This is a genomic window from Variovorax sp. P4_B11, from assembly GCF_056402355.1.
The window spans coordinates 162,054-179,189 of record NZ_JBFUHO010000001.1 but is presented as its reverse complement, the minus strand read 5'-3'; the positions used below and the strand labels follow the sequence as shown (position 1 = coordinate 179,189).

The window sequence follows — 17,136 nt, the reverse complement described above, 5'->3', positions numbered from 1 at the left end:
TTCCGATTGAGCAGCACTGCGGTCAGTCTTGGGCCCGTCGTCCACGCACCGAAACCACTCCGGCGCGCTTCCTTTGGGCTGAAACTGCAAACTTTGCAGAAACGCTCGCCTTTAAAAGCGAAGCCCGCGATTGTTGCATAGTCCAGACGACCCGTCAACACCCCCCGTTGGAACCGAGGCCGCAGCCCGTAGACTTGCTGCGTGCCAGCCCGACGCCCCGTGCCTTTATCGCGCCGCCGCCTGCTGGTGGCAGGGATGGCTGCCGCCCTGGCAGCCTGCCGCAGCGGTGTGGCCGAGCGGCAGACCGTGCCGGAAGGCCAGCCGCTGCGCCTGCTGGCCGAGGCTCGCTGGCCGCACCGGCTGAACTACGAAGGCAGCATCGTCGGCGGCCTGTCCGGGATCGACTACGACCCTGCGACAGGTGAGTACTTGCTTCTGAGCGATGACCGATCCGACCTGGCCCCGGCCCGTTTCTACAGCGCAAGTTGGCCCTCCTCAAGCCGCGAAGCCCCACGCGCGACGGGCGTCACGCTATTGCGCCAATCCGACGGCGCGCCCTGGCCGGCCCGCCGCGCGGCGAGCCCGGGCATCCCGGTGGTCGACCCGGAGGCCATCCGCTGGCGCCCCGACACCGGCACGGTGCTCTGGACCAGCGAGGGCGACGTCGTGCGAGGCTTCGGCCCAGCCCTCTACGAGTCACGGCGCGATGGCGCGCTGGTGCGCGAAATCGCGCTGCCGCCGATGTTCGCCGCCGACCGCGGCGGCCAGCGCGGCCCCCGGGACAACCTCGGCCTGGAAGGCCTGGCCCTGACGCCGGACGGCCGCGACGCCTGGGTCGCCATGGAGAACGCGATGATCCAGGACGGCCCGGTGCCGAGCTTGCGGGCCCCGGGCGGCCCCTGCCGATTCACCCGGATCGACCTGGCGAGCGGCCAGGCCCGGCGCCAGATCGCCTACCAGCCGGACGCGATCCCGCTGCGGCCGCTGCTGCCCGGCACCTACGCCGACAACGGCGTCAGCGAGGTGCTGATGATCGACGCCCACCGCATGCTGGTGCTCGAGCGCGCCTATGCGACGGGCGTCGGCAATTCGCTGCGGCTCTACGAGATCGACACCCGCGAAGCCAGCGACACCCTGGCTCTCGATGCGCTGTCGCCGGACAATCACCGCCCGGCGCCGAAAAGGCGGGTGGCGGACTTCGCGACGCTCGGCCTCTCGCGCCTCGACAATACCGAGGGGCTCTGCTGGGGCCCCGATCTGCCCGACGGCCGCCGCATGCTGGTTGCACTGAGCGACGACAATTTCAATCCGCAGCAGGTCACCCAGTTCGCAGCCTTCGAATTCACGGACAAATCATGAACATCGCAGTCACCTTCCTGCCCCGCCAGGAGCCGGCCCCCCTGCCGCCGATCGCCTTCATCGGCGGCGGCAACATGGCCAGCGCAGTCATCGCCGGTCTCATCCGGCAGGACACGCCGGCCGCCGCTTTCGAAGTGGTCGAGCCCTTCGCCGAGGCCCGTGAGCGCCTGGCGCGCGACTTCGGCATCGTCGCCCAGGCCGAGGCCGGCCCGGCCCTGGCACGCTGCGAAGTCATCGTCTGGGCGGTCAAGCCGCAGCACTTCGCCGAGGCCACGAAACCGGTGCGCGGGCTGGCACCCGACGCCCTGCATGTCAGCGTCGCCGCCGGCATCCCGTCCGACAGCATCGCCCGCTGGCTCGGCACCGAACGGGTGGTGCGCGCCATGCCCAACACGCCGGCACTGGTCGGCCGGGGCATGACCGGACTGTTCGCGCGCAGCGCCGTCGATGCCGCAGGCCGCAAGCGGGTCGAACAGGTGCTGGGCCCCACCGGCGAACTGCTCTGGGTCGATGCCGAGGCGGCGCTCGACGCGGTCACGGCGATTTCCGGCTCCGGGCCCGCCTACGTGTTCTATTTCATCGAGGCCTTGACCGAGGCCGGCATCGAGCTCGGCCTGACACCGGAACAGGCCCACCAGCTTGCGGTCGGCACCTTCTCGGGCGCGACGGCGCTGGCTGCCGGCGCCAGCGAACCGCCGGCGGTGCTGCGCGATCGCGTGACCTCCAAGGGCGGCACCACCTATGCGGCGATCACGGCGATGGAAAACGCCGACCTGGCCGGCAAGTTCAAGGCCGCCGTGCGTGCCGCGCACCAGCGCGCCCGCGAGCTGGGCGCGGAATTCGGCAAGGCCTGAGCGCCGCTTTCAAGGCAGGGCGTACCCCGCCACGACGCCGACGAACACGGTGAAGCCCAGCCAGTGGTTGAGGCGGAAGGCCTTGAAGCAGCCTTCGCGCGTCCGGTCCCGGATCAGGCGCCAATGCCACAGCGCCTGCGCCGCGGCGGCGGCGATCGCCAGGTAGAACACCGGGCCCAATCCCATGCCGGCGCCGACCGCGGTCCACACCACGAGGAACATCGCGTAGCAGGCCATCACGATCGCGACGTCCAGACGCCCGAAGGTGATCGCCGAGGTCTTCATCCCGATGCGCAGGTCGTCGTCGCGGTCGACCATGGCGTATTCGGTGTCGTAGGCCAGCACCCAGAACAGGTTGCCCGCGAGCAGCCACCAGGCCAGCGCCGGCACCTCGGCGCGCACCGCCGCGAAGGCCATCGGGATGCCGAAGCTGAAGGCGATGCCAAGGACCGCCTGCGGGATCGAGACGAAGCGCTTGGCGTAGGGATAGACCAGCGTCACGGCCAGCGCCACGAAGGACCACAGCACCGTCACGAGGTTGGTGCTAAGCACCAGCGCGAAGGCGGCCAGCGCGAGCACCGCACCCACCGCCAGCGCCTCCTTCACCGAGATCGCGCCGCTGGTGACCGGCCGCTGCGCGGTGCGCTTGACATGGCGGTCGAACTCGCGATCGGCGACATCGTTGATGCAGCAGCCCGCGCTGCGCATCAGGATGGTGCCGAGCACGAAGACGACCAGCAGGTGCCAGCCCGGCCAGCCGCCGGCGGCGAACCAGAGCGCGCCCAGGGTCGGCCAGAGCAGCAGCAGCCAGCCCGCCGGGCGGTTCCAGCGGATCAGGTCGAGCCACAGCGCGATCCGTGAATGCCCGGGCATCATCGACACGGGGTGGGCCACTGCCAGCGAGTCACTCTTCGAGCAGGGAGCGCAGCATCCAGGCCGTTTGATCGTGCACGGTACAGCGGGCGGTCAGCATGTCGGCGGTCGGATCGTCGCCGGCTTCCTCGGCCACCGGGATGAACGCGCGCGCGATGCGCGACACGGTCTCGTGGCCCTTGACCAGGATTCGCACCATCTCCATCGCCCTGGGCGGCGTCTGCGGCACGTCGGGCACGGTGGCGATCTTGCTGAACTCGGCGTAGGAGCCCGGCGCGTAGTGGCCCAGGGCGCGGATGCGCTCGGCGATGACGTCGGTCGCGCCCCACAGCTCGGTGTACTGGCCCATGAACATCGCGTGCAGCGAATTGAAGTGCGGGCCGGTCACGTTCCAGTGGAAATTGTGGGTGGTCAGGTAGAGCGTGTAGGTATCGGCCAGCACACGGCTCAGGCCCTCGGCGATGGCGGCGCGGTCCTGCCGATCGATGCCGATGTTGATGATCGGCGCGCTGCGGCTGCCCGATTCCTCGGCGACCTTGACGCCTCCCTTTTTCGGCACCTTGCCGGCGGAGGGTGCTGGCGCGGGCGTGGCGGGCGACTTCGGCTTCTTGATGACTTTGGCCATGGCGACAGGTTCTTTCTACAGGAGGGTTGACGGCAGCAGACAGGGGCCAGCGGAGAGGGCCGCTTCGCAACAGCCGCACTCTATCGCAGGACGTCAGGACAGACGCCTGACGCCTGGCAGTTCGCAAGCATAGATCGCGTTGCGCAGGGCTGCGATCGCCTCGTAGCGCGTGAAGCTGCGGCGCCAGGCCAGCACCACGCGGCGTGTCGGCGGCTCGCCGCCATGGATGTCACGCACCGGCAGGTAGCGCACGATCTGCTCGACCTCCTTGCGCCCCTTGGTGCGCGGCTTGAGCGCCTCGGCCGGCACCGACAGCCGCGGCACCAGCGTCACGCCCATGCCCGAAGCCACCATGTGCTTGATGGTCTCGAGCGAGGAGCCCTCGAAGCTCTTGCGAATGCCTTCGGCATTGCTCGAGAAGCGCGCGAACTCGGGGCACACCTCGAGCACGTGGTCGCGGAAGCAGTGGCCGGTGCCGAGCAGCAGCATGGTTTCCTTCTTGAGCTCGTCGGAGCTCACCGACTCGCGATCGGCCAGCGGATGGTGCGCCGGCAGCGCGGCCATGAAGGGCTCGTCGTAGAGCGAGGCGACCGCCAGGCCGGTGTCGGGAAAGGGCTCGGCCATGATCGCGCAATCGATCTCGCCGGCGCGCAGCATCTCGAGCAGCTTGACGGTGAAGTTCTCCTGCAGCACCAGCGGCATCTGCGGCGTGCGGGCGATGTTCTGGCGCACCAGGTCGGGCAGCAGGTAGGGGCCGATGGTGTAGATGACGCCGAGGTTCAACGGCCCGGACAGCGGGTCCTTGCCGCGCTTGGCGATCTCCTTGATGCTGGCCGCCTGGTCGAGCACGCTCTGCGCCTGCTGCACGATCTGCTCGCCCAGCGGCGTCACCGTAACCTCGCCCGCGCTGCGCTCGAAGAGCTTGACCTCGAGCTCGTCCTCGAGCTTCTTGATCGCCACCGACAGCGTGGGCTGCGAGACGTAGCAGGCCTCGGCGGCCTTGCCGAAGTGGCGCTCGCGGGCGACAGCGACGATGTATTTGAGTTCCGTTAGCGTCATAGTTTTCGTCAATTATTGCTCGCCCCCAGGTTGCCCCGCACATCGTGTCGGGGCGCCCACCCCCCGGCCGGGGGCAACACCGGCGGCCCGGCGGAGCCGGTTCCGCGGTGTTTCACCAGCCGGCCTGGCTGCGCCGCCCTTGAGGGTCAGGCCTTGAGGTATTCGGCCTTGCTCCCGAGCCAGCGGTCCACATGTCTGGCGGCGAGTTCGGGGTGCCGATCGAGCATCTGCGGCGCCAGTTCGCGGGCCCAGTCGAGCAGCATGACGTCGGTGCTGAGGTCGGCGAAGCGCAGCAGCGGCGCGCCCGACTGGCGGGCGCCGAGGAATTCGCCGGGGCCGCGGATCTCGAGGTCGCGGCGCGCGATCTCGAAGCCGTCGCTGGTCTCGGCCATGGCCTTGAGCCGCGCCCGCGCGGTCTCGCCGACCCGGCCGCCTTCGTTCGGCGCGTACAGCAGCACGCAGGCCGAGGCCGCGGCGCCGCGGCCGACGCGGCCGCGCAGCTGGTGCAATTGCGAGAGCCCGAAGCGCTCGGCATGCTCGATCACCATCAGCGAGGCGTTGGGCACGTCGACCCCGACCTCGATGACCGTGGTGCTGACCAGCACCTGCAGCTTGTTGGCCGTGAAGCTTTCCATCACCGCCTGCTTCTCGGCGGTCGGCATGCGCGAATGCAGCAGGCCGACGCCGACCTGGTCGCCCAGCGCATCGGCCAGTTCGTCGCGGGTCTCGGTGGCGTTGCGCAGGTCGACCGCCTCGCTCTCCTCGATCAGCGGACAGACCCAGTAGACCTGCCGGCCCTGCTGCAGCTGGGCCTGGATCCGGTCGATGACCTCGTCGCGGCGGTGCTCGGCCACCAGCTTGGTGACGATCGGCGTGCGGCCCGGCGGCAGCTCGTCGAGCGTGGAGACGTCGAGGTCGGCGTAGTAGCTCATGGCCAGGGTGCGCGGGATCGGGGTTGCGCTCATCATCAGCAGGTGCGGTTCGAGCTCGCCGACGGCCTTGCCGCGCAGGGCCAGGCGCTGGGCCACACCGAAGCGATGCTGCTCGTCGATGATCGCCAGCGCGAGCTTCCTGAAGCGCACTTTCTCGGAGATCACCGCGTGGGTGCCGATCACCAGCGCCGCCTCGCCGCTCTCGACCGCGGCCGACATCGCGTCGCGCTCCTTCTTCTTCTGGCTGCCCGTGAGCCAGGCCACGCGCAGACCCCGCTCGGCCAGCAGCGGATCGAGCCAGCCGACCAGCTTGCCGAAATGCTGGGCCGCCAGGATCTCGGTCGGCGCCATCAGCGCGCACTGGTGGCCGGCGTCGATGCAGCGCGCCGCCGCCAGCGCCGCCACCACGGTCTTGCCGGAGCCGACGTCGCCTTGCAGCAGCCGGTGCATCGGCAGCGCGCGCGCCAGGTCGCGCGTGATCTCCTCGCCGACGCGCTGCTGCGCGCCGGTCAGGGCGAAGGGCAGCGCGGCCAGCAGCTCGCGATGCAGCGAAGCGCCGGAGACCGCGGCGTCCAGCACCGGCGCCCGCTGCGCCGCCCGCGCGCGCCGCGCCTGCAGCTGCGACAGCTGCTGCGCCAGCAGTTCGTCGGCCTTCAGCCGCTGCCAGGCCGGATGGCTGTGATCCTCGAGCGTGGCCATCGAGACATCGGGCGCAGGATAGTGCAGGAAGCTCAGCGCCCGGCGCAGCTCCCAGGCACCGTGCGGCGTGGCGCCCGCCGGCAGGGTCTCGTCGAGCACCGCCCGCGCCAGGCCGCTGCGCACCTCGCGCCGCAGCACCGGCTGGGCCAGCCCGGCAATGGTCGAATAGACCGGCGTCAGCGCCTCCGGCAGCGGGGTGCCGGAGGCCTTCACGGCCGGATGCATCATCTGCCGCCCGATGAAGCCGCCGCGCACCTCGCCGCGCACCCGCACCCGGGCGCCGATGGCCAGCTGCTTCTGCTGCGAGGGGTAGAAATTGAAGAAGCGCAGCTGGCAGGTGTCGCTGCCGTCGTCCACGGTCACGATCAGCTGGCGCCGCGGCCGGAACACCACCTCGCTCTCGGTCACCACGGCATCGATCTGCGCCATCTCGCCGTCCCGCACGTCGGCCAGCCGCACGATGCGGGTCTCGTCCTCGTAGCGCATCGGCAGGTAGAGCGCGAAATCGATGTCGCGCACCAGGCCGAGCTTGCGCAGCGCCCGCTGGACCACGCTGAGCCCGGTGCCGGGCGCAGGCGCGGCAACGGGCTTTTCGGCGGACAGGGGATTGGACTCGGCGGGCATGGGACAATTCTGCCCGGCTCCTCGCCTCCCTCTTTCCCATGCCTCCTTGGCACGGGCCCGTCCGGCCCTCAAGCACCATGCGCGCCTTCACGCTTTCCGATTTCGATTTCGACCTGCCGCCCGACCTGGTGGCCCAGCATCCCGCCGCCGAACGCAGCGCCTCGCGCCTGCTCGACGGCACCGGCCCCGCACCGGTCGACCGCATCTTCAACCAGCTGCCTTCGCTGCTGCGGCCCGGCGACCTGCTGGTGTTCAACGACACGCGCGTGGTCAAGGCGCGGCTTTTCGGCGAGAAGCCCACCGGCGGCAAGCTCGAGCTGCTGGTCGAGCGCGTGCTGCAGGGCGCCGAAGTGGTGGCGCACATGAAGGTCAGCAAGAAGCCGCCGATCGGCACCACGCTGGCGATGACCGGCGGCTTCACGGCCACGCTGCTGGGCCGCTGGCCCGAGGAGGACGGCGCGCTGTTCCGCTTGCGCTTCGACAGCCCGGCGGGCGAAGACCCGTACGCGCTGATGGCGCGCTGCGGCCACGTGCCGCTGCCGCCCTACATCGCGCACACCGATTCGGCCGACGACGAGCGCCGCTACCAGACCGTGTTCGCGCGCGTGCCCGGCGCGGTGGCGGCGCCGACCGCAGCGCTGCATTTCGACGACGTGCTGCTGTCCGAACTCGAGGCCCGCGGCGTGCGGCGCGCCAACGTCACGCTGCACGTGGGCGCCGGCACCTTCCAGCCCGTGAAGACCGAGAACATCGCCGCGCACACCATGCATGCCGAGCGCTGCGAGGTGCCCGAGGCGACCCAGCGCGCCATCGCCGAGTGCAAGGCGCGCGGCGGCCGCGTGATCGCGGTCGGCACGACCACCGTGCGCACGCTCGAGAGCTGGGCCAAGAGCGGCGAGGCCAGCGGCGACACCCGCATCTTCATCACGCCGGGCTTCGTGTTTGCTCACGTCGACCTGCTGGTCACCAACTTCCACCTGCCCAAGAGCACGCTGATGATGCTGGTCAGCGCCTTCGCCGGCTACGAGCGCGTGATGGCGCTCTACGCCCACGCGATCCGCGAGCGCTACCGCTTCTTCAGCTACGGCGACGCCATGCTGCTCGCACGAACCCCTTTCACATCATGCTGAACTTCGAACTCCTCGCCACCGACCCGCAAAGCCACGCGCGCCGCGGCACGCTCACGCTGAACCACGGCGTGGTGCAGACCCCGATCTTCATGCCCGTGGGCACCTACGGCACGGTCAAGGGCGTGATGCCGCGCAGCCTGCACGAGATGGGCGCCCAGATCATCCTGGGCAACACCTTCCACCTGTGGATGCGGCCCGGCCTCGACGTCATGGCGGCCTTCGGCGGCCTGCACCCCTTCGAGAAGTGGGACAAGCCGATCCTCACCGACTCGGGTGGCTTCCAGGTCTGGTCGCTCGGCGCGATGCGCAAGATCAGCGAGGAAGGCGTGAAATTCGCATCGCCGGTCAACGGCGACAAGCTCTTCCTCACGCCCGAGGTCTCGATGCAGATCCAGACCCTCCTCAACAGCGACATCGTGATGCAGTTCGACGAGTGCACGCCCTACGACGTCGACGGCCACGTGACGACCGAGGCCGAAGCCCGCCAGTCAATGGCGCTCAGCCTGCGCTGGGCGAAGCGCTGCCAGGCGGAGTTCTCGAGGCTCGAGAACCCGAATGCGCTGTTCGGCATCGTCCAGGGCGGGATGTTCGAGAACCTGCGCGAGGAATCGCTCGCGCAGCTGGTCGAGATGGACTTTCCGGGCTACGCGATCGGCGGCGTCAGCGTCGGCGAGCCCAAGGACGAGATGCTGCGCATCATGGGCCACACGCCGCACCGGCTGCCGGCCCACAAGCCGCGCTACCTGATGGGCGTCGGCACGCCCGAGGACCTGGTGGAAGGCGTGGCGCAGGGCGTCGACATGTTCGACTGCGTGATGCCGACCCGCAACGCGCGCAACGGCACCTTGTTCTCGCGCTACGGCGACCTCAAGATGCGCAACGCCCGCCACAAGAGCGACCCGCAGCCGATCGATGCCAGCTGCAGCTGCCACGCCTGTGCCGGCGCCTCGGGCGTGCCGTGGGAAGCGGGCGGGCGCGACGGCTTCAGCCGCGCCTACCTGCACCACCTCGACCGCTGCGGCGAGATGCTCGGCCCGATGCTGACCACCATCCACAACTTGCACTACTACCTGAACCTGATGCGCGAGATCCGCGACGCGCTCGACGCCGGAAGCTTTGCCGGGTTCCGTGCCCGCTTCAAGGCCGATCGGGCGCGCGGAATCTAGATGCTATGAAGGACTGCCCCGGGCGAGTCCCGTTGAGCTAGACCGAGCGCAGCGACCAGGACCCCGAGAGGGTCTCGCCCGGGGCCAGCACCGCACCGCCGATCTCGGTCGGCCCGTGCCGATCCGAGAGATTGATCGCGTCGGTGCACTGGCTCACCGGTTCGGCGCAGAAATGGCCGCCGCCGCGTGGGCAGTACAAGACGAAGAAGTCCAGCGGCGCGTCGGCCGACAGCACCAGCGTGCGACCGGCATCGGGCCACTCGATGCGGGCCTCGCGCTGCCAGCGCGTGAAGTTGTTGTCGAGGTCGAGACTCGACAGCGGCACGCCCTCGCGCAGCCGCGCCACCTCGGCAGTCGGCTCGAGCGCCACCGGCATCACCTCGGCATCGGCGCGCCACATGGCGGCGGTGGCGGTCCGAAGCCGCGTCCCGGGACGGTGCGGAAAGTACGGGTGGTGGCCGATGCCGGCGGGCATCGGCGCCGTGTCGCGGTTGGTCAGTGCCAGCGTGCAGCGAAGCCCCGACCGATCGAGCTCGAAACGCTGCGTCGCCTCGAAGGCCCAGGGCCATTGACCGTCGGCCTCGAAGGCCAGCGCGAGGCGGGCCTGCGCCGGCCCGGACTCGGCCACCTGCCAGGGCCGGAGCCATCCGAGACCGTGCAGCGCATGCTTGCCGGACGGCCGCGCCGGGTGCGTGGCGGCGATCGCGATGTCGCGGCCGCCAAACCGCGCGCGGCCGTCGCGGATGCGGTTGCACCACGGCAGCAGCGGAAAGCTGCCCATCGCGAAGGGATCGCCCCGCGCCAGGTCCTCGGCCGAGGCCGGCCGCAGCCAATCGAGCCGCTCGCCGCCGCGCTGCTCGTGCAGGGCCGCGATGGCGCCGCCGACCCGCGGGGCCAGCAGCAGGCGCATCGGGCCGGCTGCGAGTTCGACCAGTCCTTCCGGGCCGGCTGGGTGCGTGGGGTCTGCGCTCATTCGATTGGCATCCCGTCAGGTGTTGCAAACGCGCGCATTCTCGTTCACACGGGTGGCGAGCGACACGGCGGACGGTCAGAATTTGCGCATGAACTCATCGACCTCCCCTGCCCCCTCCGCCATCTACCCGTCGCTGACCGGACGCACCGTCTTCATCTCCGGCGGCGCCTCCGGCATCGGCGAGAGCCTGGTGCGCGCCTTCCATGCGCAGGGCGCACGGGTCGGCTTCTGCGACCTCGACGCCGCGGCCGGCACGGCGCTGGCGCAGCAGCTGGGCGGCGGCAACGCGCCGCTGTTCCAGGCCTGCGATGTCACCGACGTGGCCGCGCTGGCCGCCACCATCGCCGCGGTGCGCGCGCGCTTCGGGCCGATCCAGGTGCTGCTCAACAACGCCGCCAACGACCGCCGGCACCAGATGGCCGACGTCACGAGCCAGGACTTCGACCGTCTCGTGGCGGTCAACTTCAAGCACCAGTTCTTCGCTGCCCAGGCGGTGGCCGACGACATGCGGGCGCTCGGCGGCGGCTCGATCATCAACTTCGGCTCGATCAGCTGGATGATCAAGGGCGCCGGCTATCCGGTCTACCAGGCCTGCAAGTCGGCCGCGCGCGGGCTCACGCGCTCGCTGGCGCGCGACCTCGGCAAGGCCAACATCCGGGTCAACGCGATCGTGCCGGGCTGGGTCATGACCGAGCGCCAGCTGCGGCTCTGGGTCAAGCCCGAATCGGCCGCCGAGATCGATGCCGCCCAATGCCTGCCGGGCCGCGTGATGGCCGAGGACATCGCCAGCATGGCCTTGTTCCTCGCCGCCGACGATTCGAAGATGTGCACCGCCCAGGACTACGTGGTGGACGCCGGCTGGACCTGAAGCGGCCCCGGCAACGGCGCGCGGGGCGCAGCACCTGGATCCGCCGCCGTGCCGCAGGCATGGCAGAACTTGGCGAAGGCGCTCTTGCGCGCATCGCAGGCACGGCAATGGTCGAACAGGCCGATGCCGCAGTGCGGACAGAAGTCGATCTCGGTGTTCTTGAGGTCCACCGGGCGCTCGCAGCCCGGGCAGACGCTCTTGGACAGCCGTGCCAATGCCGTGTCGTAGCTCAGCTCGTTGCGGCGCACCGTCTCGGGCTGCGCCTCGGCCAGTTTCTGCCGCGCCAGGTAGCGGTTGAGCGCCAGGATGGCGTAGCGCCCGACCAGCACCGTCAGCACGATGCCCACCACATAGCGAACGTAGCCGCCGTAGCTCGGCAGGTAGGGCACGAGCTCGACGAAGAAGGCGAACAGCGCGAAGTAGATGAAGCCCCACACGAAGGGCCACCAGGTGCTCTTGCGCTTCTTCGCGAACAGCCAGCCGGCGATCACCAGCAGCGGCAGCGTGAGCGCCAGCCGGTACAGGAACACCCGCAACTCGACCTTGCGGTTCTCGGCATCGAGCCGCTTGCGCGCCGCCTCCTCGAGCACCAGCAGCTGCTGCTGCGCCCGCTGGCGCGACTGCCGGGCGTCGAGCGCGATCTGCCGCTGCGCCACCACGTTGCGCTCGGCCTCGTCCTCCTTCGCCTTCAGGGCATCGAGGGCCCGGGTGCGGGCGATCAACTCGGTGTCCTGATCGGGCTGGGCGGTGGCGCGGCGGGTGGCGAGCCAGTTGCCGAAGGTCTCGCGCGCCGCCCGGCTGGCCTGCTGCGCGGTGACCAGCTTGAGATCGGCCTGCTCGCGCTCGCGCGCGGCCTGCTGCTCGCTGCGCTCGGCATCGCGCACCGTGTGGCGCAACGGGTCGGCCGCCGCCCGGTCGATGAAATCGTCGAGCTCGATCCGGTGCTCGACCCGCGGCAGGTCGCCGACGATCGTGCTACCGAGCCCGACCAGGAAGCCAGCGAACACAATCGCCACCCCCCAGAGGCCGCGGCGAAACCACTTTTCGGACAGGCGCAGTGCCTTGCTCATTGCATTCTTCCTCTCGGGACGTTGTGTTGCTTGCCGGCGGCCGATTCTGGACGACCGCGGGCCCGGCTTCGGGATTCATCGGGAACACGAACACGCCGGCCACGATCACGGTCGCGGCCACCAGGCCCGTCTGCAGCACCACCTTCACCACATGCTGCGGATGGGACACGCGCTCCCGGTACTCGCGCTCGTAGGGGCCGAAATTGGTGGGCTCGCGCTTCACCACGAATTCCCGGCCTGCGGCAGCTCGCGGCCCATGGCCGGGGGCATCGACGCGCTGACGATGGCCTCGCCCTGCAGGAAGGCTGCGGCCGGCGCGACGATAGGGGTGCACACGGCACAGGCCGCGACCAGAAAAGTGAGCAGGTACTGCTTCATGGGATCTTCTCGTCCAGGAAGTGAAAGTGCGCGGATCATGGTCCGCCCCTTCGCCGCCTGAAGCGCATTCGTGTCGTGGTCGCGGTACCCTGCGCCGCCGGTATCGCTACTTGATACCAAGCGGCGCCCGGCGGCCCGCCAGCAGGTCCGCGCGCGTGAAGGGCCGCTCGATCCCGGCCAGCCGCACGGCGATCACTTCGAGCAGGCCCTGGGTCGGCGCCGGCGTGCCGGGCCGAAGGAAGAACATCGGGGTGGCCAGGCTCAGCAGCACCAGCGTCCAGCTGACGCGCGGATGCGGCAGCCGGTGCTGCGACCAGAGGAAAGTGGCGCTGACCACCATGCCGAGGGCATAGCCGGCGACCACCTCCGACAACGAATGGGCATCGAGCGCCAGCCGGGTGAGGCCGATGAAGGCGGCGAGCAGCCATCCGAAGACCGCCGCCGCGACCCGCACGGGATGTTCCCAGCGCGAGACGGCCAGCCAGCAGGCCACCGGCCAGACGCTGGCAGCGATCGCCGTATGGCCGCTGAAGCCGGTGAAGTCGAGCCTGGCGCTGCCGATGCCCCAGCCGAGGAAGGCGATCTTGGAGCTGGCGATCAGGCTGCCGCCGAAACCGAACAGCAGGATCCACAGCAGCGCCAGCGCTCGGGTGTGACTGCGGATGCCGAGCCAGACCGCGATCCAGAGCGCAGCGGGCAGCAGGAAGCCGCTGTCACCCAGCCAGGTGAGCACGTGCAGGATCTCGCGGGGGCTGGGCATCGGCCGGACGGACCTCAGGTGCCGAGGAGCACGCTCACGCGCCGCTGCAGGGTCTCGGGTTGCACTTCGGCGCGGGGCATCGCACAGCCGACGCGGAGCCCCACGCGGCTGAAGAAGCCGCGCCGGAACGGCCGCACCATGGCGACGTTCTGGCCGTCGCGCGCCTCGATCCGGCTGAAGTACGACCCCCACAGGTTGGTCAGCGCCATCGGAACCACCGGCGGCTCGATGCCGCCGGCGCGGGCGGCATCGAGGATCTTCATCACGCCGCCCTTGAAGGGCTGCAGGCTGCCGTCGCGGGTGATCGCGCCCTCGGGGAAGATGGCGAGCAGATCGCCGTCGCGCAGCACCTGCGCGGCGTCGGCGAAGGCCTGTTCGTAGGCGGCCGGGTCCTCTTTCTGCGGCGCGATCGGGATCGCCTTGGCCAGCCGGAACAGCCCGCCGAGCACCGGCACGCGGAAGATCCGATGGTCCATGATGAAGCGGATCGGGCGCGGGCTGGCGGCCATCAGCAGCACCGCGTCGATGAAGCTCACGTGGTTGCAGACCAGCACCGCCGGCCCGTCGGCCGGAATGTGCTCCTGGCCCCGGATGTCGAAGCGGTAGACGAAGTGCGACAGCACCCAGGCCACGAAGCGCAGCAGGTATTCGGGCACCAGCATGAAGATGTAGAAAGCGACCAACGCGTTGGCGATGCCGGTGAACAGGAAGATCTGGGGAATCGTGAAGCCCCCCTTCAGCAACGCCCCGGCGATGACCGAGCTGGCGATCATGAAGAGCGCATTCAGAATGTTGTTGGCCGCGATGATGCGGGCCCGGTGGGTGGGCTGGCTGCGCATCTGGATCAGCGCGTACATCGGCACGCTGTAGAGCCCGGCAAACAGCGACAGCAGGCCCAGGTCGGCCATCACGCGCCAGTGCGCCGGCTGGGCCGTGAAGGCGCCCAGCCCCAGCTGCGCCCCGGCCGGCAGCCCGCGCGAGGCGAAGTACAGGTCGATCGCGAACACGCTCATGCCGATCGCGCCCAGCGGCACCAGGCCGATCTCGACCTGGCGCCGGCTCAGCGTCTCGCACAGCAGCGAGCCGGCGCCGATGCCGACCGAGAACACCACCAGCAGCAGCGAAGCCACCTGCTCGTCGCCGTGCAGCACCTCCTTCGCGAAACTCGGGAACTGGGCCAGGAAGACGGCGCCGAAGAACCACATCCACGAGATGCCCAGCAGCGAGCGGAACACCACCACGTTGCCATGCGCGAGCTTCAGGTTGCGCCAGGTCTCGCTGACCGGGTTCCAGTTGATCGCCAGGCCCGGGTCGGTGGCCGGGGCCGGCGGGATCGCCTGCGCCACCGCGCGTCCGGCCAGGGCCAGCAGCAGGCAGGCGACGGCCACGGTGGCATGGCCGACCTGCGGCAAGGCCACCAGAAGGCCGCCCGCGACCTGGCCCAGCAGGATGGCGACGAAAGTGCCCATCTCGACCATGCCGTTGCCGCCGGTGAGCTCGCGCGGCGCCAGCACCTGCGGCAGGTAGGCGAACTTGACCGGACCGAACAGGGTGGAGTGCAGCCCCATCAGGAACACGCAGCCGAGCAGCACCGCCGCGTCGGCCCGCAGGAAGCCCCAGGCGGCGATCGCCATGATCGCGATCTCCAGGTTCTTGACGAAGCGGATCATCTTCGTCTTGTCGTGCTTGTCGGTGAGTTGCCCGGCGGTGGCCGAGAACAACAGGAAGGGCAGGATGAACAGCGCGCCGATCGCCAGCCCCGCCATCGCCGGAGGCATCCAGTTCAGCTGCAGCTGGTAGGTCACCATCACCGTGAAGGCGAACTTGAACAGGTTGTCGTTGGCTGCGCCGGCGAACTGGGTCCAGAAGAAGGGCGCGAAGCGCCGCTGCCCCAGCAGCGCGAACTGGTTGGCGTGGGCGGGCCCCTCGGGCTGGCTGGCGGATGCGGCTTCGGTGGTGGGTGTCATCATTCAGGTGGAGGCAGCAGTCAGCGGGGCGGCGTGCGGATTGTGCCGCAGCGTCTGCCGCCCCATCGCCTGCAAGGCGTGGAGCACCGGGAGCGCCGCCAGGGCCGCCGTCAGGTGCTTGAGGCTGTGGCCCGACAGCAGCTGGTGCGTGGCGGCGTAGATCGCGGGGTCGGCCAGCTCGAACAGCTGGGCCAGCGCGTAGAAGAACAGCACCCCGCCGAGCTTGAGGCCGATGGCGCCGGCCACCGGGCGAACCAGCGCCAGCGCGAGCAGCAGCGCCATGCCGCCGAACTGCAGCACCGCCCAGGGCCATGCATTGCCGGTGCCATGGCAGACGGCCGCGGCCAGCAGCCCGCCGGCCAGCGTGAACCAGGCGGCCGTCCAGCCGGCGCGGGCGCTGACCCGCTCGCAGACCGCAAAGCCGACCAGCCCCGCGAAGGCCACCGCCATGCCGGCCCGATCCGCCGCCAGCCGCAGGTCGTCGGGCTGCAGGTGGTAGAAGGCCGACCCGAGCGCCGTGAGAACCAGGCCGGCGAAGAACATCCAGGCGCAGTCGAGCGCATGGACCGGCGCCGGCGCGACGGCCTGGGGCAACGGTGCGGCGTCCTGCAGCTGGTCATGGGCGCGGTCCAGCCAGTGCAGCCAGCGCAGGCCCCAGAGGCCCAGCACGGCGAAAGGCAGGTTGCTCAACACGTTCACGGCGTTGGGCAGCGCGCGCCAGGACCGGCCATCGGCAAAGGCGGCCGCGCCCGGTGCCGCAACCGTGGGACCGAGTACCGCCGCGCCGACGAGCAGCACGGCCAGCGCCAGCAGGGCGTGTTCGCGGCGGGAGAGGGACGGCAGGGACATGGCAGGCTCCGATGGGTGCTCGAGGAGGTGGAATCTAGGTTGTCAACCCCTCGGACGGCATCGAGAATCGATACGGAGCACTTTTTCACCACCCCGGGTATCAATCCGCAATACTCCCTCTCGCCATGAGTACCACCGTCGACCTGGTCAATGCCCTCAAGAACGAACTCAAATCCGCCCGCATGACCTATGCCGACCTGGCCAAGTCGCTGGACATGGCCGAGTCCAGCGTCAAGCGGATGCTGGCCAAGGGCGACATGCCGCTGACCCGGGTCGACGCCATCTGCCGGGCCCTCAAGATCGACTTCGCCGAGCTGGCGCGCCGGGTGGCGGACGCGCAGCCCCTGCTCAAGGAGCTCACGCTCGAGCAGGAGAAGGCGGTGGTCAAGGACAAGAAGCTGCTGCTGCTGGCGATCTGCGTGCTGAGCCAGTGGACGCTGGAGCAGATCGTCGGCGCCTACCGGATCACCGAGGCCGAGTGCATCGGCTACCTGGCCCAGCTGGACCGGATCGGCATCATCGAGCTGCGGCCGCTGAACCGCTACCGACTCAAGCTCGCCAAGACCTTCCGCTGGCGCCCGCACGGGCCGGTGATGGATTTCTTCCGCGAGAACGTGGTGCTCGACTACTACCGCGGCGGCTTCGACGGCCCGGCCGAGGGCCTGCTGCTGGTGCACGGATCGATCAGCAAGTCGCTGGCACCGGCCTTCCTCGACCGGCTGCAGCGGGTGGCCCAGGACTTTGCGCAGCAGCACCAGACCGACCAGAAACTGACCCCCAAGGAGCGCGAGGGCTACACCTTGCTGCTGGGCATGCGCAACTGGGAGTTCGAGCTGTTCACCCGCCTGCGCCGGGCCTGAAAAACACGGAAACCGGTTTCCTCTATAAAATCCGCCCAGCAGAAAAGCGGACGCTTCCGTCCCACCGATGGCGCAATCTCCCATGAACGC

16 protein-coding genes are annotated in these 17,136 nt (G+C 69.8%); 6 read left to right on the top strand and 10 right to left on the bottom strand.

Translation table 11 applies throughout. The features are described 5' to 3' along the window. The first annotated feature begins 255 nt into the window (after positions 1-255). Positions 256-1,359 (top strand): esterase-like activity of phytase family protein, encoded by a 1,104-nt coding sequence (locus AC1DYD_RS00945; protein ID WP_478170871.1) that lies wholly within the window; start codon positions 256-258, stop codon positions 1,357-1,359. Continuing rightward, complete coding sequence (proC, locus tag AC1DYD_RS00940) at positions 1,356-2,213, top strand: pyrroline-5-carboxylate reductase (protein WP_478170870.1); 858 nt, start codon at positions 1,356-1,358, stop codon at positions 2,211-2,213. The genes AC1DYD_RS00945 and proC overlap by 4 nt, the downstream gene beginning before the upstream one ends. A 9-nt stretch (positions 2,214-2,222) precedes the next feature. Here the strand turns inward: proC and ubiA are convergent, their stop codons facing one another. From ubiA to recG, 4 genes are all read right to left on the bottom strand, one after another. Further along, complete coding sequence (gene ubiA / locus AC1DYD_RS00935) at positions 2,223-3,089, bottom strand: 4-hydroxybenzoate octaprenyltransferase (protein WP_478171095.1); 867 nt, start codon at positions 3,087-3,089, stop codon at positions 2,223-2,225. A gap of 28 nt (positions 3,090-3,117) precedes the next feature. Then, complete coding sequence (locus AC1DYD_RS00930; RefSeq protein WP_478170869.1) at positions 3,118-3,711, bottom strand: Dps family protein; 594 nt, start codon at positions 3,709-3,711, stop codon at positions 3,118-3,120. 93 nt (positions 3,712-3,804) lie between these two features. Further along, a complete protein-coding gene (locus AC1DYD_RS00925) occupies positions 3,805-4,770 on the bottom strand; it encodes a LysR substrate-binding domain-containing protein (RefSeq protein WP_478170868.1) in 966 nt (321 codons plus the stop codon). 146 nt (positions 4,771-4,916) lie between these two features. After that, on the bottom strand, positions 4,917-7,025 hold the full coding sequence (gene recG / locus AC1DYD_RS00920; protein ID WP_478170867.1) for an ATP-dependent DNA helicase RecG: 2,109 nt from the start codon (positions 7,023-7,025) through the stop codon (positions 4,917-4,919). A gap of 77 nt (positions 7,026-7,102) precedes the next feature. Between recG and queA the strand changes: the two genes are divergently transcribed. Continuing rightward, complete coding sequence (gene queA / locus AC1DYD_RS00915) at positions 7,103-8,155, top strand: tRNA preQ1(34) S-adenosylmethionine ribosyltransferase-isomerase QueA (RefSeq protein ID WP_478170866.1); 1,053 nt, start codon at positions 7,103-7,105, stop codon at positions 8,153-8,155. Continuing rightward, positions 8,149-9,321, top strand: a complete 1,173-nt coding sequence (gene tgt / locus AC1DYD_RS00910) for a tRNA guanosine(34) transglycosylase Tgt (protein ID WP_478170865.1) — start codon at positions 8,149-8,151, stop codon at positions 9,319-9,321. The genes queA and tgt overlap by 7 nt, the downstream gene beginning before the upstream one ends. Positions 9,322-9,358: 37 nt before the next feature. Here tgt and AC1DYD_RS00905 read toward each other — a convergent pair whose 3' ends face one another. Next, on the bottom strand, positions 9,359-10,294 hold the full coding sequence (locus AC1DYD_RS00905) for an aldose 1-epimerase (protein ID WP_478170864.1): 936 nt from the start codon (positions 10,292-10,294) through the stop codon (positions 9,359-9,361). An 88-nt stretch (positions 10,295-10,382) separates the two neighbouring features. Between AC1DYD_RS00905 and AC1DYD_RS00900 the strand changes: the two genes are divergently transcribed. After that, positions 10,383-11,162 carry an SDR family NAD(P)-dependent oxidoreductase gene (locus tag AC1DYD_RS00900; protein ID WP_478170863.1) on the top strand — a complete coding sequence of 260 codons (780 nt, stop codon included), beginning with the start codon at positions 10,383-10,385 and terminating at the stop codon, positions 11,160-11,162. Here AC1DYD_RS00900 and AC1DYD_RS00895 read toward each other — a convergent pair. The 5 genes from AC1DYD_RS00895 to AC1DYD_RS00875 form a co-directional block, all read right to left on the bottom strand. Next, positions 11,135-12,232 (bottom strand): serine endopeptidase, encoded by a 1,098-nt coding sequence (locus AC1DYD_RS00895; RefSeq protein ID WP_478170862.1) that lies wholly within the window; start codon positions 12,230-12,232, stop codon positions 11,135-11,137. The genes AC1DYD_RS00900 and AC1DYD_RS00895 overlap by 28 nt on opposite strands. 219 nt (positions 12,233-12,451) lie before the next feature. Continuing rightward, the gene (locus tag AC1DYD_RS00890; RefSeq protein WP_478170861.1) at positions 12,452-12,610 is read right to left on the bottom strand and encodes a hypothetical protein; all 159 of its coding nucleotides are present in this window, start codon (positions 12,608-12,610) and stop codon (positions 12,452-12,454) included. Between the two features lie 106 nt (positions 12,611-12,716). Continuing rightward, the gene (locus AC1DYD_RS00885; RefSeq protein ID WP_478170860.1) at positions 12,717-13,370 is read right to left on the bottom strand and encodes a phosphatase PAP2 family protein; all 654 of its coding nucleotides are present in this window, start codon (positions 13,368-13,370) and stop codon (positions 12,717-12,719) included. A 14-nt stretch (positions 13,371-13,384) separates the two neighbouring features. After that, positions 13,385-15,340, bottom strand: coding sequence for an MFS transporter (locus tag AC1DYD_RS00880; protein ID WP_478170859.1), 1,956 nt, complete (start codon positions 15,338-15,340; stop codon positions 13,385-13,387). Beyond that, positions 15,341-16,186, bottom strand: coding sequence for a hypothetical protein (locus tag AC1DYD_RS00875; protein WP_478170858.1), 846 nt, complete (start codon positions 16,184-16,186; stop codon positions 15,341-15,343). It abuts the gene before it with no gap. A 125-nt stretch (positions 16,187-16,311) separates the two neighbouring features. Here AC1DYD_RS00875 and AC1DYD_RS00870 point away from each other — a divergent pair, with 125 nt between their 5' ends. After that, a complete protein-coding gene (locus tag AC1DYD_RS00870) occupies positions 16,312-17,046 on the top strand; it encodes a helix-turn-helix domain-containing protein (RefSeq protein ID WP_478170857.1) in 735 nt (244 codons plus the stop codon). The last annotated feature ends 90 nt before the right edge of the window (positions 17,047-17,136 follow it).

What these genes read in the sequence shown, in the direction of transcription:
- AC1DYD_RS00945 (WP_478170871.1), top strand. Translation starts at nt 256, where the DNA reads ATGGCTGCCGCCCTGGCAGCCTGCCGCAGCGGTGTGGCCGAGCGGCAG.
- proC (WP_478170870.1), top strand. Translation starts at nt 1,356, where the DNA reads ATGAACATCGCAGTCACCTTCCTGCCCCGCCAGGAGCCGGCCCCCCTG.
- ubiA (WP_478171095.1), bottom strand. Translation starts at nt 3,089, where the DNA reads ATGATGCCCGGGCATTCACGGATCGCGCTGTGGCTCGACCTGATCCGC.
- AC1DYD_RS00930 (WP_478170869.1), bottom strand. Translation starts at nt 3,711, where the DNA reads ATGGCCAAAGTCATCAAGAAGCCGAAGTCGCCCGCCACGCCCGCGCCA.
- AC1DYD_RS00925 (WP_478170868.1), bottom strand. Translation starts at nt 4,770, where the DNA reads ATGACGCTAACGGAACTCAAATACATCGTCGCTGTCGCCCGCGAGCGC.
- recG (WP_478170867.1), bottom strand. Translation starts at nt 7,025, where the DNA reads ATGCCCGCCGAGTCCAATCCCCTGTCCGCCGAAAAGCCCGTTGCCGCG.
- queA (WP_478170866.1), top strand. Translation starts at nt 7,103, where the DNA reads ATGCGCGCCTTCACGCTTTCCGATTTCGATTTCGACCTGCCGCCCGAC.
- tgt (WP_478170865.1), top strand. Translation starts at nt 8,149, where the DNA reads ATGCTGAACTTCGAACTCCTCGCCACCGACCCGCAAAGCCACGCGCGC.
- AC1DYD_RS00905 (WP_478170864.1), bottom strand. Translation starts at nt 10,294, where the DNA reads ATGAGCGCAGACCCCACGCACCCAGCCGGCCCGGAAGGACTGGTCGAA.
- AC1DYD_RS00900 (WP_478170863.1), top strand. Translation starts at nt 10,383, where the DNA reads ATGAACTCATCGACCTCCCCTGCCCCCTCCGCCATCTACCCGTCGCTG.
- AC1DYD_RS00895 (WP_478170862.1), bottom strand. Translation starts at nt 12,232, where the DNA reads ATGAGCAAGGCACTGCGCCTGTCCGAAAAGTGGTTTCGCCGCGGCCTC.
- AC1DYD_RS00890 (WP_478170861.1), bottom strand. Translation starts at nt 12,610, where the DNA reads ATGAAGCAGTACCTGCTCACTTTTCTGGTCGCGGCCTGTGCCGTGTGC.
- AC1DYD_RS00885 (WP_478170860.1), bottom strand. Translation starts at nt 13,370, where the DNA reads ATGCCCAGCCCCCGCGAGATCCTGCACGTGCTCACCTGGCTGGGTGAC.
- AC1DYD_RS00880 (WP_478170859.1), bottom strand. Translation starts at nt 15,340, where the DNA reads ATGATGACACCCACCACCGAAGCCGCATCCGCCAGCCAGCCCGAGGGG.
- AC1DYD_RS00875 (WP_478170858.1), bottom strand. Translation starts at nt 16,186, where the DNA reads ATGTCCCTGCCGTCCCTCTCCCGCCGCGAACACGCCCTGCTGGCGCTG.
- AC1DYD_RS00870 (WP_478170857.1), top strand. Translation starts at nt 16,312, where the DNA reads ATGAGTACCACCGTCGACCTGGTCAATGCCCTCAAGAACGAACTCAAA.